Origin of the sequence: Leptolyngbya sp. BC1307 (assembly GCF_002286735.1) — a bacterium.
Lineage (GTDB): Bacteria > Cyanobacteriota > Cyanobacteriia > Phormidesmidales > Phormidesmidaceae > Phormidesmis.
Genome location: NZ_NRTA01000057.1, coordinates 1 through 18740 on the forward strand (window position 1 = coordinate 1; position 18740 = coordinate 18740).

Here is an 18740-nt window from a genome sequence, read left to right on the forward strand (position 1 = left end):
TGTTTTACCTTCTGCTGCCGAATTCCCCGCTTTGGCAAGCTGCGTTTAGTGATTAGCTTTGAAACTGCACAGCTCACCGGGACTTACGCTGTGCTGCTGACCAATCGCGCTGACTGGTCAGCCAAACAGGTGCTCGCCAAATATTTACAAAGATGGCCGATAGAAACCTTTTATCGAGATGGAAAGCAATATCTCGGGCTTGATGAGTATCGGATGCGAACCTTTGAATCCATTCAAACCCATTGGACGTTGGTGTTCGTGGCTTACTCAATCTTGCACTTGGCTTGCTTGCCACCCCCGACAAAGGCTCCGGGCAAGCGCCCTACCCAGCTCACACAATCCATCGGGCAGGTCTGTCGCCAGCAATCGCAAGCGCTGATAGAAAAGCTAATCCTCTTTGCTCATGACTGTCTTGAACAGGGTGAATCGGCGTCGCAGGTGTTTGCCAAATTGTTTGACAAGCAGAATAAGGGGGTGCCTGCATGACTCGCTAGATAACGCCTCAATTATTTTTCTACCGTCAGAGCACAACACTCAAGTCTATTAGAAAATAGGGGGAAGAGTTCGTAAGATTCGTAAACGGTATTCAGCTCGGGAAATGCCCAGAGCGATTCAAAGTCTCCTTCTTGTTGTGCGGTCACAACGCCCTGAATATAGCCAAAGCGATACAGATGGCCGTCAAAGGTTAGGCGACCAATTGGAAACCATCTGCGCGAAATAGGGTTTTGCCAAGCTAGAAATAGCATCTTCAAAACAAAGGCTCCCACAAACTAAAAGTTTGCTTTTATTTAGCATTAGGGACTTGCAGGACGAATGCAACGACGATGGATAGCTTAGTTGCTATCTGTACTTTATTCATAATTACAGTCATTCATTCGGCTGCTTATCACTACACATAGCGTATCAAAGGTTATTTTATCCGATTCACACACAAAACAGTTCAGGCGAACTATAATGCCTGTAAATAATTCGTTTCATAAAGAATTTCAAAGACAGTGAGTTATTTAGCACTCTTATCCTGAAATTTGCACACTTTCTCATATGCTAAAAAATTTATATCTTTCCGAAGAGAGCAAGTCGAGTACATCGACTATGTTCAAGGACTTTATTGGAAATCTAGTAATAGACAACAAGGAGCAGATTGGTCTTTGCTATGGCGAAATTACAGCCTCTCTTAATAAGAAATTTAGGGATACAGATTCGAAATATCACAACAGGCTTAAGGTCGGTTCGATTGGTAGGCACACTGCTATTAAAGGCGTTTCTGACCTAGATATGCTGTATATCATGCCTGACGGCAAGTGGAATAATTACAAGAACGGTGGACAGTACAACCTACTGCGCGATGCAAAGGATGCGATCAAAGCTAGATATCCTAAAACCAAAGTGTGTGTTGATGGGCTTGTCGTGACGGTCACATACAGTAATTTTCATGTAGAGCTTCAGCCAGTATTTGAACAAGCTGACGGTAGCTTCAAGTATCCTCACACGGAAAACAAGGGCAGTTGGAAGACAACCAAGCCACGCGAAGAGATAAAAGCAGTGGCTGAGTTTAACAGGCAAAAGAATAAAAATCTTCGGCGACTATGCAAGATGATCAGAGCTTGGAAAAACAAACATGGCGTCGGCATGGGCGGGCTTCTAATAGATACTTTGGTCTATAACTTTCTCAAATCAACAGATGAATACGATACTGAAAGCTATTATGCCTACGATCTGATGAGTAGAGATTTTTTTGAGTATCTGAAAGATCAGCCAAAACAGGATTTTTATGCAGCATTAGGTAGTGGGCAGAGAGTCAGAGTTAAAAAAGACTTTAGGAGAAAGGCAAAGAAAGCTTATGAACTTTGCTTAAAGGCTATAGAGGCGAAAGGAAAAGACGCCGCGTATGATAAGTGGAAGAAGGTCTATGGCAGACCTTTCCCAAGTAGACCCGTAATGAAGAATGATGCTCTTGCCTTTTCGGAACCGACTTGGCGCAACACAGAAGAATTTATAGAAGACAAGTTTCCGATTGATATTCAATTCAACATAGAAATCGAATGCGACGTTTCACAGAACGGGCATAGAAAGCACGTTTTGTCTGAGTTTATTCGCAAAGGATTACGGCTTCAGCCCAAAAAGGAGCTTAAGTTTTGGCTGAAAGGCTCTGATATAGCAGGTAAATACGATCTGTATTGGAAAATTCTCAATCGAGGTTCGGAAGCTGAAAGGCTTGACTGTATTAGAGGTCAAATTATTGAAGATCAAGGGTCGAATGTCAAAACTGAGCATACGCAGTTCAGAGGGGAACATATAGCTGAGTGCTATGCTATCAGGGATGGCGTTGTTATTGCGAAAGATAGAATTGACGTACCTATAGATTAGCTTATGCAAAGAGACGACTTACTAAAAGCAATTGCAGAAACTGGATATAATATTGGATTCGGTGCTAAGAAGCATTTTGCTACATTTGACCTTGTAACAAAGGTTCCAGGATATATAAGATTCTTCTCCATATCATTTGGAATATACTCTCTTGCTTTTGATAATTTGTCATCTAGATTTTTATCTGCATCACTGATAGTGCTAGGCGTAATCAGTTTATATATTTCTTTCTATAACTCTAGGAAAGAAGAGTATGGAGATGCAGGTGTAGTCCTTATCCAGCTTTTTAATAAGCTTAAGAAGCTCTATCTCCGGGCGAAGACAGCAGATGACAAAGAGATACTAGAGATTATAGAGGAACTAGAAGCTGTCGAAAATGAATATTACTCTAAGAGTATGAGTACCCAAATACTGTTCAGTGATTGGTATGCACACTACAAGTTCTTTTGGGAGTTTCAGATCGATTGGGTAGACGAACAGAAAAACTTTAAGCTTCTCAGAGATAAAGTGCCTTTGACTGCATCAATAGGTATCCTTACACTACTGATATTTTTTTGCTGGTTATTGTTTAAGAATAGTTCAGTGTTCTTAAGCTTATGCGCGGTATTGCTGTCGTTATGTCAGTAGGTGTTAAAAGAACAATTTCATCTGATCTTCTGGTAGCGCTTCTCTCTGAGGTGTCACCTTTTTCGATTTAGCCTTCTTCCCTTTTTTCTTATCATGCAGCCCCAGCTTCACCTCCTGGGTATAGCGTTCGTGATTTAGCGCTAGCAGGCGGTCGAGGACTTCGCGGCGGGCGGCTTCGCTAATGGTAAAGCGCAGCCCTTGCTTGGTTTCGTGGAAGTCGTGATCTAGGGCGAGGTCTTGCCAGCCGTAGGCGGCGGCGACGGCGGTGTCCATTTCGATGTGGAGCGATCGCAGTTGGGTGATGTCGGGGGCGGTGTCGTCGGGGGTGTGGAAGCGGTTGTAGGTTTTGGTGAGTCCTTGTTGGTGGGTTTGCATGATGGATTGGCGGTGGGTGTAGTAGGCTTCGCCGATAGATTCTAGGGTGTTGGTTTGGGTGGGGAAGGGGAAGGTTTCAAAGCTATCGGTAATTGAAAATCTTAGTCGGGTTTCCATCGTGCTAGAAGTTTCTCTTGTCCAAGTTTCAAAAATGTTTGAAGATAATAGAGAGAAGAACTTAGGGGATAACGCATGAATAGCTAAATCCACTGTAAAAATCTGATTATTTGGTACAACGCTGACAGAGAAGTATTTTGTGACACGTGTAGAGGCTAAAACGCGATCGCACCCCTCAATCGCACCATACAGCTCTGGCCTGGATCTCTCATATAGCCACCATCTCTCACGAGCAGACTTGCTGTATTTATTAACTTCCCGCTCAGGCTTCACCTTCTCCCGCACAATCGTCAAACAATCAGGATAATCCGCTGCATAGGGTGGCCCCTTCGGTTTCTTAGAATCATCATGCTCAGCATCCAAAGGCCAATCAAAGAAATTAATCACCCAACGACTAGGCGACTGATCCGAATTCGTGTTCAAGTCTTGCCCATTCAAATAAGGAAACAACACATCTGCATTGCAAGCATCTTTCTCAATCAACGCCTGAGCTTCTTCCGGCTCTAAAACAAAACCCATGCCCAACACAATAGAACCTTGAAAAGACTTCTCCTGGTTTGCTGCTAACCGTTCAGGATTACCCACCGCCTGCCCTGGAATCGTCAAAAACGGCGTAATCCCCTCGACCCACTTTTCATTCAGCTCAAAGCCGCCTGCCCACTTTCCCTTTTTCACCCAAATGTGAGCAACTTCCAAATTCGCACTTCCCGGCCACTTCCGGCTCGGCACTGCCCGAGGTATCGCCCGCCCCTTTGCCGCGAGCTGATCCAACCCAACCTCTCGCGTATCTCCCTGTGCGATCGTATTAGTTGCAATCAGCCCCATCCCACCATCCACTCGCAGCTCCTCATCCGCCCGCAAGAAAAAGTACGCACACAAATCCGCACTTCCCCTTGCCCCCTGAGCAATCTGTTCTACCAAAAAGTCTCGATAAACCGTTCCCAACGCGCCCGTAATCTTCTGCCCACCCTGAAACGGCGGATTCCCCACGATCGCATCAAACCCACCCCCACCCGCAAACACCTCTGGAAACTCCAGCTCCCAATGAAAAGGCTGCACATTGTTCCTCTCCAGCACCCCTCGCAACTCCTCCGGCACATCCCCCTCCCCCCGATACGCCTGCAACATAATCTGCCGCACATCATCCTGCCGACTCTTTTTGCTCGATACAAAATAACTCGTTACTAGCTGATCCGCCCCTAGCTGCAATCCATTCATCCGCGTTTGTGCCAGCCCCAACAGCCGCTCCTTCTCAGCCTGATCCGCTGGCGCATCCACCGAAATACTCTCAAGCTTCTGCCGCATCTGCGACACCTCCTCCACCTGCGCCCGAATACTGCTCGCCAACAGCTCCGGCGTCGTCTCATGCGTATCCATATTCCAATAGCAAAGCTGCTCCACACTCACCCCCACCAGCGAATCCCCACAGCGGAACGCATGATCCAAAAACGTAAACGGCTTATGCTTTTGCAGCGTAATCAGCCACAGCGACAGCTTCGCCATCTCCACCGCCAGCGGATTCTTATCCACCCCATACAGGCACCTATCCGCCACCAGCCGCCGCGCCATAATCATTCTCTCTTCCGGGTCAGCAGGCAATAGCCTCTCTTTTACATCACCCGTAGAAAGAGAACCATCTGGCAACACCTTTATCTCCCCGTCTTCTATCCGCCCTTCCTCGCTTTCCCAAGCCTCCACCAGCCGCGCCGACAAATACCGGCACACCTCCACCAAAAACGCCCCACTCCCCATCGCCATATCACACACCTTCAGCTTCAACAGCTCCGGCGCTTTCTTTAATTTCCACTTTTCCTTTGGCCTCCCCTCCGCCACCCCCACATACACCAGCGGCTCCAGCGTATACTTCACAATTTCCTCAGTTAGGCTACGCGGCGTATAGTGCGTTCCGGTATCTCTGCGATCGCTCCCCTGCGTCACATACACACTTCCCCGTGCGATCGCCACCGGATAGCCAAACGTATCGGCCCTCAGCAATCCCGCAAACGGCAACACCCGCGCATACAGCGCCTCATCATTCCCACAAGCCACCCGCAGCCGACTCAGCTCATACGCACCCCACTCCGCCGACACATCCATCTCCAGCGACTTCTTCAAAGCCGACTGCGATCGCCCCGTTTCTTTTTTCAAGAACGTCAGCAGGTTCTTTCCATCCTTCTGAGCCAACTGTTCCAAATCCTCCAGCGCCACCTCCGGCTCCTTATTCTTCGTCCCCACCAGCCCCAAAATTGGCTCCATCGCCCGCACCGCCGTATGGTCTAGCAAACCCTCATACACATGCCCAATCTGTTCAATATCCAACGCCCGAAAAGAGATCTTACGAGACACCTTGCCCCCACCCCCCGGCATCTGCACCTCCAATAGCTGCAACGCCTCCAGCAAATGCAGCACCGTTCTGTTATTGATCTCAATCGGCCTAGCCTCCACCTGCTGCCAGCGACTCCCCGATTCTCTCCCCTCCAAAAACTCAAACCGATCCGGATCAAACAGCGTTCCACCATAGGCAGGCAACCGCAACGCCTCATGCCCAATGCCGCCATACACCGCCCGAAAAATCGCCAGCAGCCGACACCACGCATCATACCGCCGCTCCAAAATCTCCTCCCCGTTCTGATCTGCCTGCTCCCGCAGCATCTCCCGCAGCGTACTCACCGCATAAAACTGGTCATACACCGGATCTCCCAAGAGCAGCAGCCCCCGCTCCTCCGCCGAAAACAAAAACACCAGCCGCATCATCACCGTCAGCGCTGCCTCATACAGCTTCGTCTCCAGCACCCCCACCAGTAGCTCCCGACCCCGATCCTGATCCGCCCGGTCAATCGACTGCACCAGCACCTCCACCGCCGAGCGCACCTGAAAGCCCAGCTGATCCGTCACCTCCTGCTGACTGTTCACACTCTCCGCCAGCAGCGCCTCAATCGTCTCCGACTCGTCTACCCCAAAAAAGCGCTCCACCCCCAGCAAAGACCGAAACGCCCGCAGCGTCAGCTTTTCCTCCTGCCACAGCGTCGCATACCAAGAGATATAGCCCGTCGCCTCCCCCTTCGGCGCATTCACCAGCAGCCAATGCTCGCCATTCGTCACCAGCCCCAGCCGCACCCCCAACCCATGCAGCAGCTCCATCATCCGCGTCGCCGCACTCGCCGCCCACCGCGACCCCTTCACCGCCTTGTTCAAATCCTGCCCCGGCGGATACACCTGTACCAGCATTCGCGCCTTATTTTCTGGCGCGATCGCTTCTGAAATTATCCAATCAGGCCGCAGCGTCTCCCCCTGCTCCGCCACCGTCACCGCCAGCCTCGAAGGAATTGCCTGCCCGCTCAGCAACACCTCCTCTGGAAAGCCCAACACCTCCCGCAGCACAAACGCCACCCACGCCCCATGAATTCCCTGATCTAGCCGACCGGCCTGCTGACTGACCTGCCACTCATCATGAGCTAGCCGCACCAGCCGCATCACCTCCGAATCATGCGCATCCAGTCCCTGCGGAAACGCCTTCAGCAGCACCGGCATACTCACAAACGGCCCCGAAGCCTCAACCAGCGATAACCATTCAGCATGATGACGAGCAGTAGACATAAAGAAAATATAAAAAAGTTTTGGGAGTGGTGTAGTCAAGCGTAAAGGTCTGACCCATTTACGGCAATAATCTCAAGCGATCGTTTCAGATCCGATTTCAATTCTTAAAATCAATGCGCCAGATGCCAGCGGCAATATTAGCGAGCTGCTTTTGCCGACTTTCTATTTTTTGCTCGTCCCAGATGTCGTAGTGTTGTGCGATCGCCCGCGTAATCGCAAAATCACTCTTTTCAAAAATGGGCTTCTTCTCCGCATAGCTAGCATTGCCAATATCTTTATTCGGCTTGGTTTCAAGGGGTGTCATATTACCTAGCCGATAAATCAAACGATTCTGTTTAGCTTCGTCAATATAGTCCCAGGCTTCAGAAGGATGCTCAGGTAAAATATGTTCCAGGTTATAGGTAGCACTCTCCGCATCAAACTTCCGCCCAGAGCGCTGCTTCTCAATCTCAAACAAAATATAGCGCACCACTTTCTTGTTTCGACTGGCTGTTGTTTTTAGCTCTTTCTCCACAAACGCCCCTTTAAACTGGGCGTCGTCAGGATAGATTCGACGTAATGCCTCTTCTACTTGTAAGTGACTGGTGTACACACCGTCAGAAATATTACGCGCAATGTCGTTATAAATTTTCTCTTGATCGGAAGTTAGCAGCGAGCAAATAACATTGTACCGAAAAGAAACCACTAATACAGACAGCAAAATTCGAGTAAATGACGAGCGGCTTGCTTCAAAAAAGCTTTGATAGGTTGCCAAAAGCATGGAAACCGGCTGCCGAACGCCAAACATCTTTAGCTGCTTAAGCGCCTCTCTCTCTTTAGTATCCCATCTACTATCTTGCGGATCTCTCAGTGCAGTATAAACATCAGCATAGTAGTCAAAATCTCTCACTAAGGTGAACGCATCCTTGCGAGTCGTCACATCACGCCGAACCGCCTTAAACAAATCCGTTTTGCGAACTAACTTGTAACGGCTATTCCAGTAGCTTCTCAAAAATTCTGGGAAGCTTTCTCTGCCTAGAACGCCCACAAGCCTTTCCCACCGGTCTTCGAGCGTTTGCATCTGGGTCTCGTGAACACCGCCCGTGCTAACAATAGAAAATAGATAGTTCTTAAGCAGATCCGTTGAAGAGAGACGAACCCCGCGAGCATTCAACGTCTCAAACACCTTAAAAGCGTTTAGCTCATTCGTCACCGTAATTACAGTAAAAAAAAGCTTATCTACCAGCGCACCAATAAATCCAGTGAAACGCTTGCCGCTGGAAGGCTGGCTACCAAACCTTTCTCCAATGCGCTCTTTAAACCAGCCAAAAGCTTCTCTGAGCTGATCTTCAGATGTGTTAAGCCCCCTCATTGGAATATGCGTTAGAGGAACCAGATAACTTTGATAGAACAGATTATTATGACGGTTTAGCGCTAATTTTGATTGAGGCACAAGCGTTTCTGGATCTATAAAACCAATGTAGTTTCTATATAATTCATCCTTGCGCTGCCGATTGTTCTCCGCATCTAACCCCAAGTTGACCAGCGCTTCGAGGTGTGACAGCCCAGCCAAAATCATCACGCTCAAAGTGGTTATCCGTTGCTGGCCGTCAATAATATCAAATTGATTGCTACCTGACGATTGCAGAACAAGATAGCCCAAATAATGAGCCGGTTCACTGTCGTCTTCAAAAAGACCCACAATATCCTGCCAAAGATCATCCCACTCATCTGACCCCCAAGAATAATCGCGCTGAAAGCGAGGGACTCGGTAGGTAAGTCCATTACCCAGCAGCTGACGAAAGGTAATATTGGAGGTATTGAAGTTGATGGTTGCCATGCTTGCTATCTTCCATTTCTGGCCAAAAATATAGACAGGTTCTGAGGTCTGGGCTAGCTCTATTCAGATATAAGTCTATCTTGATAAAACATTGCGACTCACTTGATTAGCTTTTGAGGTACCAAGTAGGCTACTGCCAGCGGAAATAATCGGGGCGTTGGCTCGGCAAACCGTGCTCGAATAATGTCCGCCTCTTGCTCAATCTCCTGCGGAATCTGTTCTACCCGTAATCGCAAGCTGCTTAAGTTTCGCTCTAGCTGTTCCTTTTCTACACTGCTAAACAGCTCCATTTGCTCTACGGCAGGTTCATCTAGCTCGCGGATAATCTGCGATCGCAATTCAGTCAGCACTGCCGTCATATCTGCCACTTCCTTTTCGCACCGCTCAGCCAGCTTTTTTTGCAATCTCTGAGTGCGATCGCCCATCCGTACTTCGAGCGATCGCAGCAAAGCCTCCTGATGACCCGGCCAAGCCGCCTGCAAACGCGCCTCCATACTCTCCGGCACCGCCTCATCACCTTTCATTTGCTGAGCCGCATCCAACGCTGCCTTTATTTGCCCCACATTCAACCGGCTAAATCGTCCCTGCTTCAGCTCACCTCCCGCCGTAATAATCTCCTCATGCAACCGCTGCTGATCGCCGCCTAGCACCACAAGCCGACCATACGCCACTACCACCGGATGATCCAGCGCTGTACTTGCCACCCGCCGCGCCGTCACCCGATACAGTTTGCTACTGTCCTGCCGCGACCACACCTCAGCTCGCAGCAGCCGCAAACACATCTGCACCAGCCGATGATTGAGATGCACCAGCACCACACTATCGCGCCCCCGAGCCAGATCCGGGTCAAACACAATTGGGCGAATCTCCCCCGTGTGCGGATGCGCCAAGCCTTCTGAACAATTTGCCCAGCTCCCGCTCATAGCGAGCAATCTGTACGCCTCACCGCCCAAATCCGGCACATCAACCGGCAGCAGCGCGGGCTGCTCCGCCAGATCTAAGCCAATTTTCACCACCGCTGTAATATTCTCTGGTGACAGCCTGAGTTCACGGCGAGTATCCCCTAGCTGTTCCTTAAGCTGGTCGATCCGGCCCTGCACCGACCGCTCAAACTTCATCAGTCGTCGTAATGGCTGCGCCGCCCGCTCTGCCACTGCCGTATCCAAAGCCACCCGCCGACCCAGCATCGCCTCTTCTACTTGAGTCGCAATTACCGGCCCCACCTTACCTAGATCCTCGCGAATGGTATTTATCTTCAGCGCTGCCCGCATCAGAAACTCCAAATCGCCCGCCAGATCTCCCGGCTTTGTTCCGAGCGTCGTCTGCTCGTAGCCCGCCGCTACAAAGTGATAGATCCGTACTGCCGAAGCTCGCTGCCCATGACGATCTACTCGCCCATTGCGCTGCTCCATCCGATTGGGATTCCACGGAATCTCATAGTGAATCAGCCGCGAACAGTGATTCTGCAAATCTAGCCCTTCACTCGCCGCATCCGTCGCTAGCAAAATTCGTACCGGAGAAACTGCCGGACTCGCCTGAAATGCCGCTTTCACCTTCTCACGATCCTTTGAGTCCATGCCGCCATACAGCGTCATCAATCGGTCATTGCTGGCCAGCCCACTACTCGCCAACAAATCGAATAACCACTTCTGAGTCGCCCGGTACTCCGTGAAAATAATCACCCGCTCACTGCCCCAATCCCCGCCGGGCCGTAGGACCGCTTCAATCCAATCCAACAGCTTTTGCGCTTTCGCATCAGCTACTAGAGCGGCCTGGTTAGCCCACTTTTGCAGGGTGTCGAGCTGCTGCTGTTCTGCTGCCGTCACCGCGTGAAAAAGGCGGCTAGAGGTGGCGATCGCATCTTCTGTCACCTCCTCATAAACCGCATCATCGGCAAACTCCTCTTCCACCTGCTCTAGCTGACGGCGCAAGATCCCTTCAGACGGCCTGGCCAAAGTTTTCTTTTCAGCTCGCCGCCCGGCCAACGTCTCCTGATGCTTCACCAGCGTTGATCGAAATGCCTCCGGCGATGAAAACAGTCGTTTTTTCAACAGCTTGAGGACAAATTCAGTCGCATAGAGTTCGGTCTTATTCTCTTCAGCCCCTTTGCGTCGGAGTTCTGTATAGGCTTGCAGGCTTTGATGTGCCTGCCTTTCTGCTTCGGTGTAATTGACAGCGATCGCCTCCAACTGCCGTTCAGGGAACCGGGGCTTGCCAAGATCATCCGGCGGCAGCTCCTGCTTTAGCCGCCTCACCATCACCGTTTGTAGCTGAGTCGGATCGGGCGGCACCCCTCTGGCAAACCGCTGTCCGTCCAACAGCTCCAACAAAGCTGTAAAGCTTTCCGGATAACCATTGTGCGGCGTCGCCGTCAAAAACAACTTGTGCTCAAAATGCGGCTCCAGCAGCCGAATCGCCGCTGTCCGCTGCGAATCAATTGCATACTTACCGCTGCCCGAAGGCGCAACATTATGCGCCTCATCCACAATCATCAGGTCGAACCGTCGAGGATATAGCGACTCACCTTCAGCCGGGAGGATCTCGCGAAACAGGCGGAGGGGGCGATCACGCTTCAAAAAGTCAATCGACGTAATCAGTCTTGGAAAATGTCCCCAAGGATTCACATGAATCCCCCGCCGCCGCCGCAACCCCTTCATTAGAGCGCTATCCACAACGCGAAAGTCCAATCCAAACTTATCGCGCATTTGCTCCTGCCACTGCACCTGCAACGCCGATGGGCACACAATCAAAATTCGCCTTGCCCGCTGCCGCAAAATTAGCTCTTGCGCCACCAGCCCCGCTTCAATCGTCTTGCCCAACCCCACATCATCAGCAATTAGCAAATTCACCCGAGGCATCTGCACCGCCCGCACCACCGGGTCTAGCTGATAGTCCTCAATATCAATTCCGCTGCGAAACGGCGACTGCACATTGCGCACATCTGCCACCGAAGCCGCCCCCCACCGCACCGCATCCAAAAACGCATCCAACCGCTCCGGCAGATCAAACCCGACCGGCTCAGGCAGCTCCGCCTTCTCGTACACCTGCGCCCCCGGCTCTAGCTCCCAAATGACCTGAAGCTCCTCCCCCAGCGCGTCATCTTCTACCGAAGACAGCGTAATCAAATGCTGCATCGGCTGTGGATCAGGCGTCGTCAGCGAAGCCGGTAAACGGGTCTGAAGAATATCCGTCACTACAAAGCGGCTCTGACGAACATCTACAAGCTGCCCCTGCTCAGGAATCGTAATAGTGCGCAAAAGAATATATGCCTAACATGTCTGCTCTGACTAGGGTATATCAGTTTTTCCACCCTAAACATCAACCGGTAGCAAGCCCTGTAACTGGGCTACTTGTAAGACACCTTTAGCCATAGCTTGTGCTACAACAGCAGCCAATGTTTGCCAGCCGTCTTCCGTCAAAAATGCAGATAGTTTTGCGATCTTCCTACGGAAGGGCTGCGCCATCGCCTCCCCCCTAACCGGCCTATCGCCCACCGGCAATCCTGCCTCATTCTCAATCAGCAAGTTATCAATCTAAGACTGCTGACCCATCACAAAATCATCAAGACGCTCGTAAATCAGGCGCTGAGCCTCTGTGTAGACAGCCTCAAAACACTGCCCTAGTTGCCAACTTTCCAACCACTGCCGTAACTCTGGCAGTAAAATCAGCGTGGCTCAAACGCAGGTAACACTTTTGCAGCGATCGCGTAGGCTACAGCTTGTTGCCTACGCCTATATTGATCGCCCCACATGAGCCAACTCCTTTTCAACGCCGCCAGTTTATCGCCTTCCGTTCGCGCTCGCAGCCCATTAGTCACCTAGCAGACAAACATTAGGTGAGCCGGAAGTTCGTTTACCAGCAGGGCGACAAAGCGTAGCGCTCACAATATTGCATCATTTACCAAGCGCGATAGCCACGCTTCGCACGCCGTTTCCCAACCGCCTCAAAGATTCCCAACCCCTGTTCGTAGCGATCGCATACAACCTCAATACACTGCCCCCGCATTGCACTCATTCGCCCCCATCGCCGCAGCACAACCCACTGCCCAAATAGGTTTTGCCGAACTTCACAGGAATAGTGGCGACTGTTCTTCCGCCAGTCTTGCCGCTTCCATTTGTCTAGCTGATACTCCATACTCAGTCCTCACCTACACCTGCTCACCCAAAGTTCCTGCGTCTGATAAAAGCTACCGCGCTGCTCCATTGAAAAGCCACCGAGTAACGCCGCGATCCACACTTCTATCAACGGCATCCTCAACTGCTGCTGAAGATCAACCAGTCGCTGTGGCGAGTCCATCTGCCCGTCGGCTAACGCCTTCACCCAGTCGGATACATTTTCAGCATGAGAGACGGCCAGCGCCTGACTTTTTAGATCGGCATCCTCTAGCGCGTCAATCATATCTAAAACCGACAGCTTCTCGACATTGCCTACGACAGAATCCTCATCGGTCTTGTCTTCATTCAGCAGATCGCTGTTCGTAACATACGAACGCTGCACCAGCTCCGAAAAATCCAGCTCCTGAGTTTGACGAGTCAAGCCCTGAAGCCAACCCTCGCCCATCACCGGCCCCTCAGCATTATGCGCATCCTGCCAATCTTCCCAGAGCACATCAGACTTGGCCTCGCACAGCCCCGCCAGCTTCACCAGAATGTCGCCTGCTACCCTCAAATGCTCCTGCTGTGGCAGTCCCGTCAGCTCACCCTCAAACTGTGACCAAAGGCTCAGCACGTCTGCATCTTCAGGCACCTCAGAAGCTTCACCAAAAGCCACTTCTAGGTTCAGCTCTAGCTGGCGTACGTCAACCATTGCTCACTTCTACCTGGGCTAATCGGTCGCTTAACGGGCACCCCTTGATCGGACACTCAATCGGCTCCAGTCGAATCTCATCGGCGAAGAAGGTAATGCCATACCGCGCATTCAGATAGGGCATTACCTTTTTCTGGACATACTGCTCTAGCTGCCGCTTGCGATATCCGGCGCAGTGAATCGGCTCCACTTCTAGCACTTTGGCACCCTTGTCAAACACAGACACCCCGATCGCATGAACCGGCGCGTCCTTCCGCTTCTCCCGCCAGATATAGAGGTTGGCGTAAGGTGCTGACGCTTCGGCTACCGAGAGCGATACGGTCTCCACCTGGTCACTGGCAGGTTCTCCAGCAGATACTTGCTGCCGATAGAGCGATCGCCGCTTTTCATTCAGCTCACGACGATTGCGATAGTAAGAACGCTTGCTCGGGCACCGCTTGTCGTGCCAGCAGCCGTCACCTTTTTTCCCATGCAACTGCTGCGCCTGAGCTGCACTCATCTGCGCACATTCCACACACTTTTTAGTAATTCGACGGGCCACGAGTGCTTGCTCTCCTCGCGAAACAGCCTGTAACCGAAAGATATGTTCCACCGCCACCAACGACAGTCCAGGCAGGTATCAACCCACAGAATAATTTACTCATCCTCCTCCCCCGCAGAAGCCATGACTTCTCTGTAAAGCTGACTGCTGATCCGGAACCCTGCCTCACTGATCAACGCATCGACAATGGGACGAACCGCACTGACCAGGCGTTGCTTTTTTGCGACCAGTAAGACACCTAGCATCCCGGTGATAGAAAGGCCCAAACGACTGGCTTCCCGTCTGCCCAAACGCTCATCGATCAGCAGCGCATCGGCATTGAGTTCCAACGCCAGCGAGATCGCTTCCGATTCACCCTTATCCAGCTTGTAAATAGTTTGCAGCTCATCTATCAGACGATGATTCGTCGAGGGCTTGATTTCTAGCCAGCTCAGCGTTAGCACTTGAGCAATCCTCGGATCATCCTGACCGCCGCGTCTGAGTTCACTTGCTACCGCCTCTGGAATCACTATCTGCCCATACAAAGCCTGCAATAGAGGTAGCTCCCCGACAATGGCTAACCCACTCAGGGGGGACGTATCGCTGATGACGATCACAGCAGTCCCTGAACCTTTAAGTGCTCTATGTCTTCTTGAAACTCAGCGACATCGTAGTGAACGCAGATGCCCCGCGCTGAGATCAGACGCTGAAAGCGAATCTGTGGCATATCTAGCAACTCTGCCGCTTTTCCCAAACTCAACTTGTCCTGCTGAAAAAGCAGCAAAATAACCTCTAAAAATAGCTCCTCTGCCTTCAGCCCACTCGCTGAGAGTACATCATCAGAAATGACTAGACTCATCGTCATATCCTTCTGTGCCAGCTGCACAGATACTATTCGGGGCTGAAAGCTACAGCCCAATAAGACTTACCTGCCGTAGGAGGTAGCGTTGAGCTTTTCAGAGGCAATCGCTCAAAAGCCTACGGCCACAGGGTTTAGTATAACCGATCCAGCTCATCTATATTCTTAGTCTGATTTTTGGCTTAACCCAAATAAATGAACTTATTTGGGGTTAGACATGCTAGCTTAGAGGCGGTGACGGGCTGCTGCCGCATTCAGAAAGCGTGGTTTCTCAGAAATCGGGAGCGTTTTCGCGGCGGTCCGCCCTGTATTTTGGGCTGAAATGATGGCAAAACCTGATCCGATTCCGACGTTCATTGAGGTTGGTGCGCTAGCGAAGCCTACTGTGCCCGCTGAGCCGGTGCCAGATAAGCCAGTAGAAATGGATTGGGTGGATGAGTTTCTATGCGACCGCGAAATCCGGCCCAACACCAAAAAGGCTTATGTGCGCCAACTTCGAGGCTTTCAGGTCTGGTGCGGATTCAAGCACTGGGCCGACATCAATGACGTGGATATTCGCAACTACAAAGCATATCTAAAGCTCCAACCCACTAAATCAGGCAAGATCGGACTTTCACCCGCTAGCATTAACCAGGCGTTAGCGACGCTCCACAGCTTCTTCAAGTGGCTCACCACCAAGCGCTACATCGTCTATAACCCGACGTTGAATGTCGAAAAGGTGCCTGCCACGCCGACTGAGACTAAGGATATGGAGATCGCAGCGGTGCGTCAGCTCGCAGATGGGCTTGACTATCGGGGCCAGCGGGAGTCACTTAGCATTAGAGATACCGCTATCTTTGAGCTGCTGAAGCATGGGCTCAGGGCTACGGAAGTCAGCAATTTGAATATTGGGGACTATAACGGGCAGGCGATTCAGGTGAGCGGAGCAAAGTGGCGCAGCGATGGGGCGGTGCCGCTATCTCCGAAGGCCCGCCAAGCGTTAGAGAGTTACCTGGGCTGGTGTGTGCAGAAGGGGTTTGACACCGGTTCGGGTGAGCCCCTTTTTAGAAGCTTGTCGAGAAATGGGTATGGGAGACGGCTGGGTTATTGGGGCATTTACGAAATGGTCAAGGATTTGGCGGCGATCGCGGAATCCACGGAGAATGTACATCCCCATCGACTGCGCCATACGTTTGGCACCCAGCTCGTTATGGGGGATGTGCAGCCGGACTATGCCCGCAAGCTGATGCGCATCAAGTCGCCGGTTACGTTTGATCGCTATACCAAAAGAGCCGTTGAGAAAAAAGCCGAAGATGCGTTCAACGATTTGATTGAGCGCTCTGATGCTAGCGATGGTTTGTTTTAGGGGCTGCGTTGGTGTGGTTCAAGCGAGGATACCAGCCAAATGGACTTCTGAAGGATCTATCCCTGACTCAGAGTGTTACCTTGGCGGAACCTGGGTTTAAACACGCCTGTTTGAGCGCTACACCAAGCGAGCGCTGGATGAAAAGTCGCACGATAGGTTTTTAGAGAAACTATTAAACGCTCTACCTCGGGGCTGTTCAGTCAGAGCTGAGCTACAACGGCTTGGTGATTAGGAACTGCTAACCCTCTTCGTAATATCTGGAGCACCTGGCAAGAGTTCCTTCTCACAGTTCAGCGTGATCTGACTAAAGCCCGGAGAAGCTGTGGAACGGGCAGTCCCCTTAGGTGAAGCGGTTATTCACCTGAGAGGGTTTCATGGCAATCGCTGTGGATACAGCTTGTACTTGCGTACCGTTAGGGCGATCGCATCTCTGTGCGCCTCCTCAATATCGCCTACGAAGATCCTTACCACTAGATCCTCGTAGAACTTCAGGCGTGGTTTAAAAACAGCCGATTTTAGGTCACACTCGCAGCCCAAATTAGGCCATCGTTGTCAATGGCTCAATCTGCTTATTCCGTTAATTTCTACGCTCTCTGGAAGCGCTCAAAGCCGAGTAGCTAAGGCCAGCAACTGATCGCGCTGATTGTGCGGGGCTTTCCTGAGCTTGCGGATTGTCGGATACTGCTTGCCTGCCCGCTGTTTGAGTTCGGTTTCAATGAAGTCAAATAACTCCTGACGCACCGCCAGGTCTGGCCCAGTCAATGCCATCACATCGTATGAAACCACCGCAACCGCGTTTTGACATCCTGAGCACGGGCGACCAGTCCGGTTTCTTGGCAGTTCGCTTTTACCTGTTGGATAGTCAGCTTCTGCGTCATGTTGCCCGTCAGCTTGGCGATACTCCAAAGGAGTGGCCCTGCCATCGCATAAGGCGACGGGATGACGATAAGCCTTGAGACGACCTGTTGGCGTAGCCTCTCATTAGAGAACCGCTCTCAAGGCTCACCCTGCGTTGAACCACACCGAACTTCACCGCCTCTAACCTTTCGTCTTCAGTGATATGGGTACGGGCGATGCGGATACTCCCGGCAATCAAATCCTACTGCTGACGCATTTCTACAGCGTTAAGCCTGAACAACTCCTCATAGATCTTATTCGTTCAGTTTTTCATAGGGTTCGTATTCTACACATGGCCGAGAAGGCGTTGACGCTGAGTTCGTATGCCAATCCGATACGGGTGTAAGAACGAGTAGAGGCCACAAAGCACGATTCTCATTCGCCTTCAGTCCTTTTGCGCTAGAACTCACAAGATCGTGAACGGATGCCAAGATGCTAGCTCAGTTGAGATCGCTGAGGCCAAACTTTTGACTGAGCATAAACTCCATGAGACGGTTTGGCAACATCTTTTTTAGCCAGGGTAGCCAGAGACTCTTTTTTCCTAATCGAATGACGCTAGGTGGCTCAGGTTTGGTAACCTGAGCCACTAGCTCCGTTGCGAACCTGTCAGAAGGAGTAGCTGCTACCTGAGAGAGATTTGCTCTTACTCGAATATCTGGTTCTAAAGCGGCATACCAGGAGCTTGAACTAATGACTCCGGCCAGACTGGTTTCCGCAGATTGACCAAAGCCAGAGGCGATCGCGCCAGGCTGAACAGTCACAACCTGAATATTGAACGGTGCAAGCTCCATACGCATTGCTCCGGACAAGCTATGCAGTGCGGCTTTAGAGGCGCAATAAGCACCTGCAAAAGGAGTCGTTACGAGACCTGAGATACTACCTATATTAATAATGAGTCCCGAACCCTGTTCTTTCATGGATGGGGCAACCTGCTGCGCCAAAAGTAGGGGCGCAAAAACATTGGTTTGAAACTGTCGCTGAAGCTTGTCTCTATCGATGTCCATCAGGGGGCCAAATTGCCCAAACCCGGCATTGTTCACTAAAACATCGATTTTGCCTTCGGTTATGAGAATCGAGCGAACAACGTCTTCAACGGCTTGTGGGTCATCAACATCTAGAGCCAACACAGCCATTCCTTTTTCCCGCAAGCTTTCAAGACGCTCTACTTGTCGAGCAGTCGCCACGACGCGATAGCCTTTGCGCTGAAAGGCCCGACACAGAAAGCTGCCAATGCCCGATGAACAACCTGTAATGAGAACGACTGGTGAAGCCATAGGAAGCAGGCAAAACGATGTTTACGTATCCAGATCTCATTAGACCTCCTGCATAATAGATTTCATGGTAGCCTGATAGGCTTTGGTTCACTGTTGCCCGCATAGGCCGATGAACTACGAAAACACCCAAACCCTCA

Annotated in this window: 16 protein-coding genes; 4 read left to right on the plus strand and 12 right to left on the minus strand. The window is 51.0% G+C overall.

The features are described from left to right. Positions 1 to 486, plus strand: a 486-nt coding sequence (locus CKL79_RS19570) for a transposase (RefSeq protein ID WP_141242116.1), incomplete at its 5' end; no start/stop codon positions are given. Positions 487 to 506: 20 nt separating this feature from the next. On the opposite strand, the gene CKL79_RS19575 is transcribed toward CKL79_RS19570, so the two are convergent. After that, entirely contained in the window at positions 507 to 746 is a 240-nt protein-coding gene (locus CKL79_RS19575) for a hypothetical protein (protein ID WP_121971239.1), read from the minus strand. Between the two features lie 346 nt (positions 747 to 1092). On the opposite strand from CKL79_RS19575, the gene CKL79_RS19580 reads away from it, so the two are divergent. After that, positions 1093 to 2367 (plus strand): nucleotidyltransferase, encoded by a 1275-nt coding sequence (locus CKL79_RS19580; RefSeq protein WP_121971250.1) that lies wholly within the window; start codon positions 1093 to 1095, stop codon positions 2365 to 2367. 3 nt (positions 2368 to 2370) lie between these two features. Then, a complete protein-coding gene (locus CKL79_RS19585; RefSeq protein WP_121971240.1) occupies positions 2371 to 2994 on the plus strand; it encodes an SLATT domain-containing protein in 624 nt (207 codons plus the stop codon). Positions 2995 to 2997: 3 nt separating this feature from the next. Here the strand turns inward: CKL79_RS19585 and CKL79_RS19590 are convergent, their stop codons facing one another. The 8 genes from CKL79_RS19590 to CKL79_RS19630 form a co-directional block, all read right to left on the minus strand. Then, the gene (locus CKL79_RS19590; protein ID WP_121971241.1) at positions 2998 to 7083 is read right to left on the minus strand and encodes a type IIL restriction-modification enzyme MmeI; all 4086 of its coding nucleotides are present in this window, start codon (positions 7081 to 7083) and stop codon (positions 2998 to 3000) included. Between the two features lie 97 nt (positions 7084 to 7180). Beyond that, positions 7181 to 8902: a DUF262 domain-containing protein gene (locus CKL79_RS19595; RefSeq protein WP_121971242.1), complete on the minus strand. Its 1722-nt coding sequence runs from the start codon at positions 8900 to 8902 to the stop codon at positions 7181 to 7183. Between the two features lie 98 nt (positions 8903 to 9000). Then, complete coding sequence (gene drmD / locus CKL79_RS19600; protein ID WP_121971243.1) at positions 9001 to 12159, minus strand: DISARM system SNF2-like helicase DrmD; 3159 nt, start codon at positions 12157 to 12159, stop codon at positions 9001 to 9003. Positions 12160 to 12799: 640 nt separating this feature from the next. Then, positions 12800 to 13036 (minus strand): WGR domain-containing protein, encoded by a 237-nt coding sequence (locus tag CKL79_RS19610; protein ID WP_121971245.1) that lies wholly within the window; start codon positions 13034 to 13036, stop codon positions 12800 to 12802. Positions 13037 to 13045: 9 nt separating this feature from the next. Next, positions 13046 to 13708, minus strand: coding sequence for a hypothetical protein (locus CKL79_RS19615; protein WP_121971246.1), 663 nt, complete (start codon positions 13706 to 13708; stop codon positions 13046 to 13048). Beyond that, entirely contained in the window at positions 13701 to 14249 is a 549-nt protein-coding gene (locus CKL79_RS19620; protein ID WP_121971251.1) for a hypothetical protein, read from the minus strand. The genes CKL79_RS19615 and CKL79_RS19620 overlap by 8 nt, the downstream gene beginning before the upstream one ends. 95 nt (positions 14250 to 14344) lie before the next feature. Next, complete coding sequence (locus tag CKL79_RS19625; protein WP_121971247.1) at positions 14345 to 14845, minus strand: DUF3368 domain-containing protein; 501 nt, start codon at positions 14843 to 14845, stop codon at positions 14345 to 14347. Then, a complete protein-coding gene (locus CKL79_RS19630) occupies positions 14842 to 15087 on the minus strand; it encodes a UPF0175 family protein (protein WP_121971252.1) in 246 nt (81 codons plus the stop codon). The genes CKL79_RS19625 and CKL79_RS19630 overlap by 4 nt, the downstream gene beginning before the upstream one ends. 322 nt (positions 15088 to 15409) lie before the next feature. Between CKL79_RS19630 and CKL79_RS19635 the strand changes: the two genes are divergently transcribed. Beyond that, on the plus strand, positions 15410 to 16432 hold the full coding sequence (locus CKL79_RS19635; RefSeq protein ID WP_240518981.1) for a tyrosine-type recombinase/integrase: 1023 nt from the start codon (positions 15410 to 15412) through the stop codon (positions 16430 to 16432). Positions 16433 to 17035: 603 nt separating this feature from the next. On the opposite strand, the gene CKL79_RS22930 is transcribed toward CKL79_RS19635, so the two are convergent. The 3 genes from CKL79_RS22930 to CKL79_RS19645 form a co-directional block, all read right to left on the minus strand. Next, positions 17036 to 17218: a hypothetical protein gene (locus CKL79_RS22930; protein ID WP_141242251.1), complete on the minus strand. Its 183-nt coding sequence runs from the start codon at positions 17216 to 17218 to the stop codon at positions 17036 to 17038. Then, complete coding sequence (locus CKL79_RS23295; protein WP_170944128.1) at positions 17200 to 17355, minus strand: hypothetical protein; 156 nt, start codon at positions 17353 to 17355, stop codon at positions 17200 to 17202. The genes CKL79_RS22930 and CKL79_RS23295 overlap by 19 nt, the downstream gene beginning before the upstream one ends. Positions 17356 to 17769: 414 nt before the next feature. Then, positions 17770 to 18603 carry an SDR family oxidoreductase gene (locus tag CKL79_RS19645; protein ID WP_121971249.1) on the minus strand — a complete coding sequence of 278 codons (834 nt, stop codon included), beginning with the start codon at positions 18601 to 18603 and terminating at the stop codon, positions 17770 to 17772. Positions 18604 to 18740: the final 137 nt, after the last annotated feature.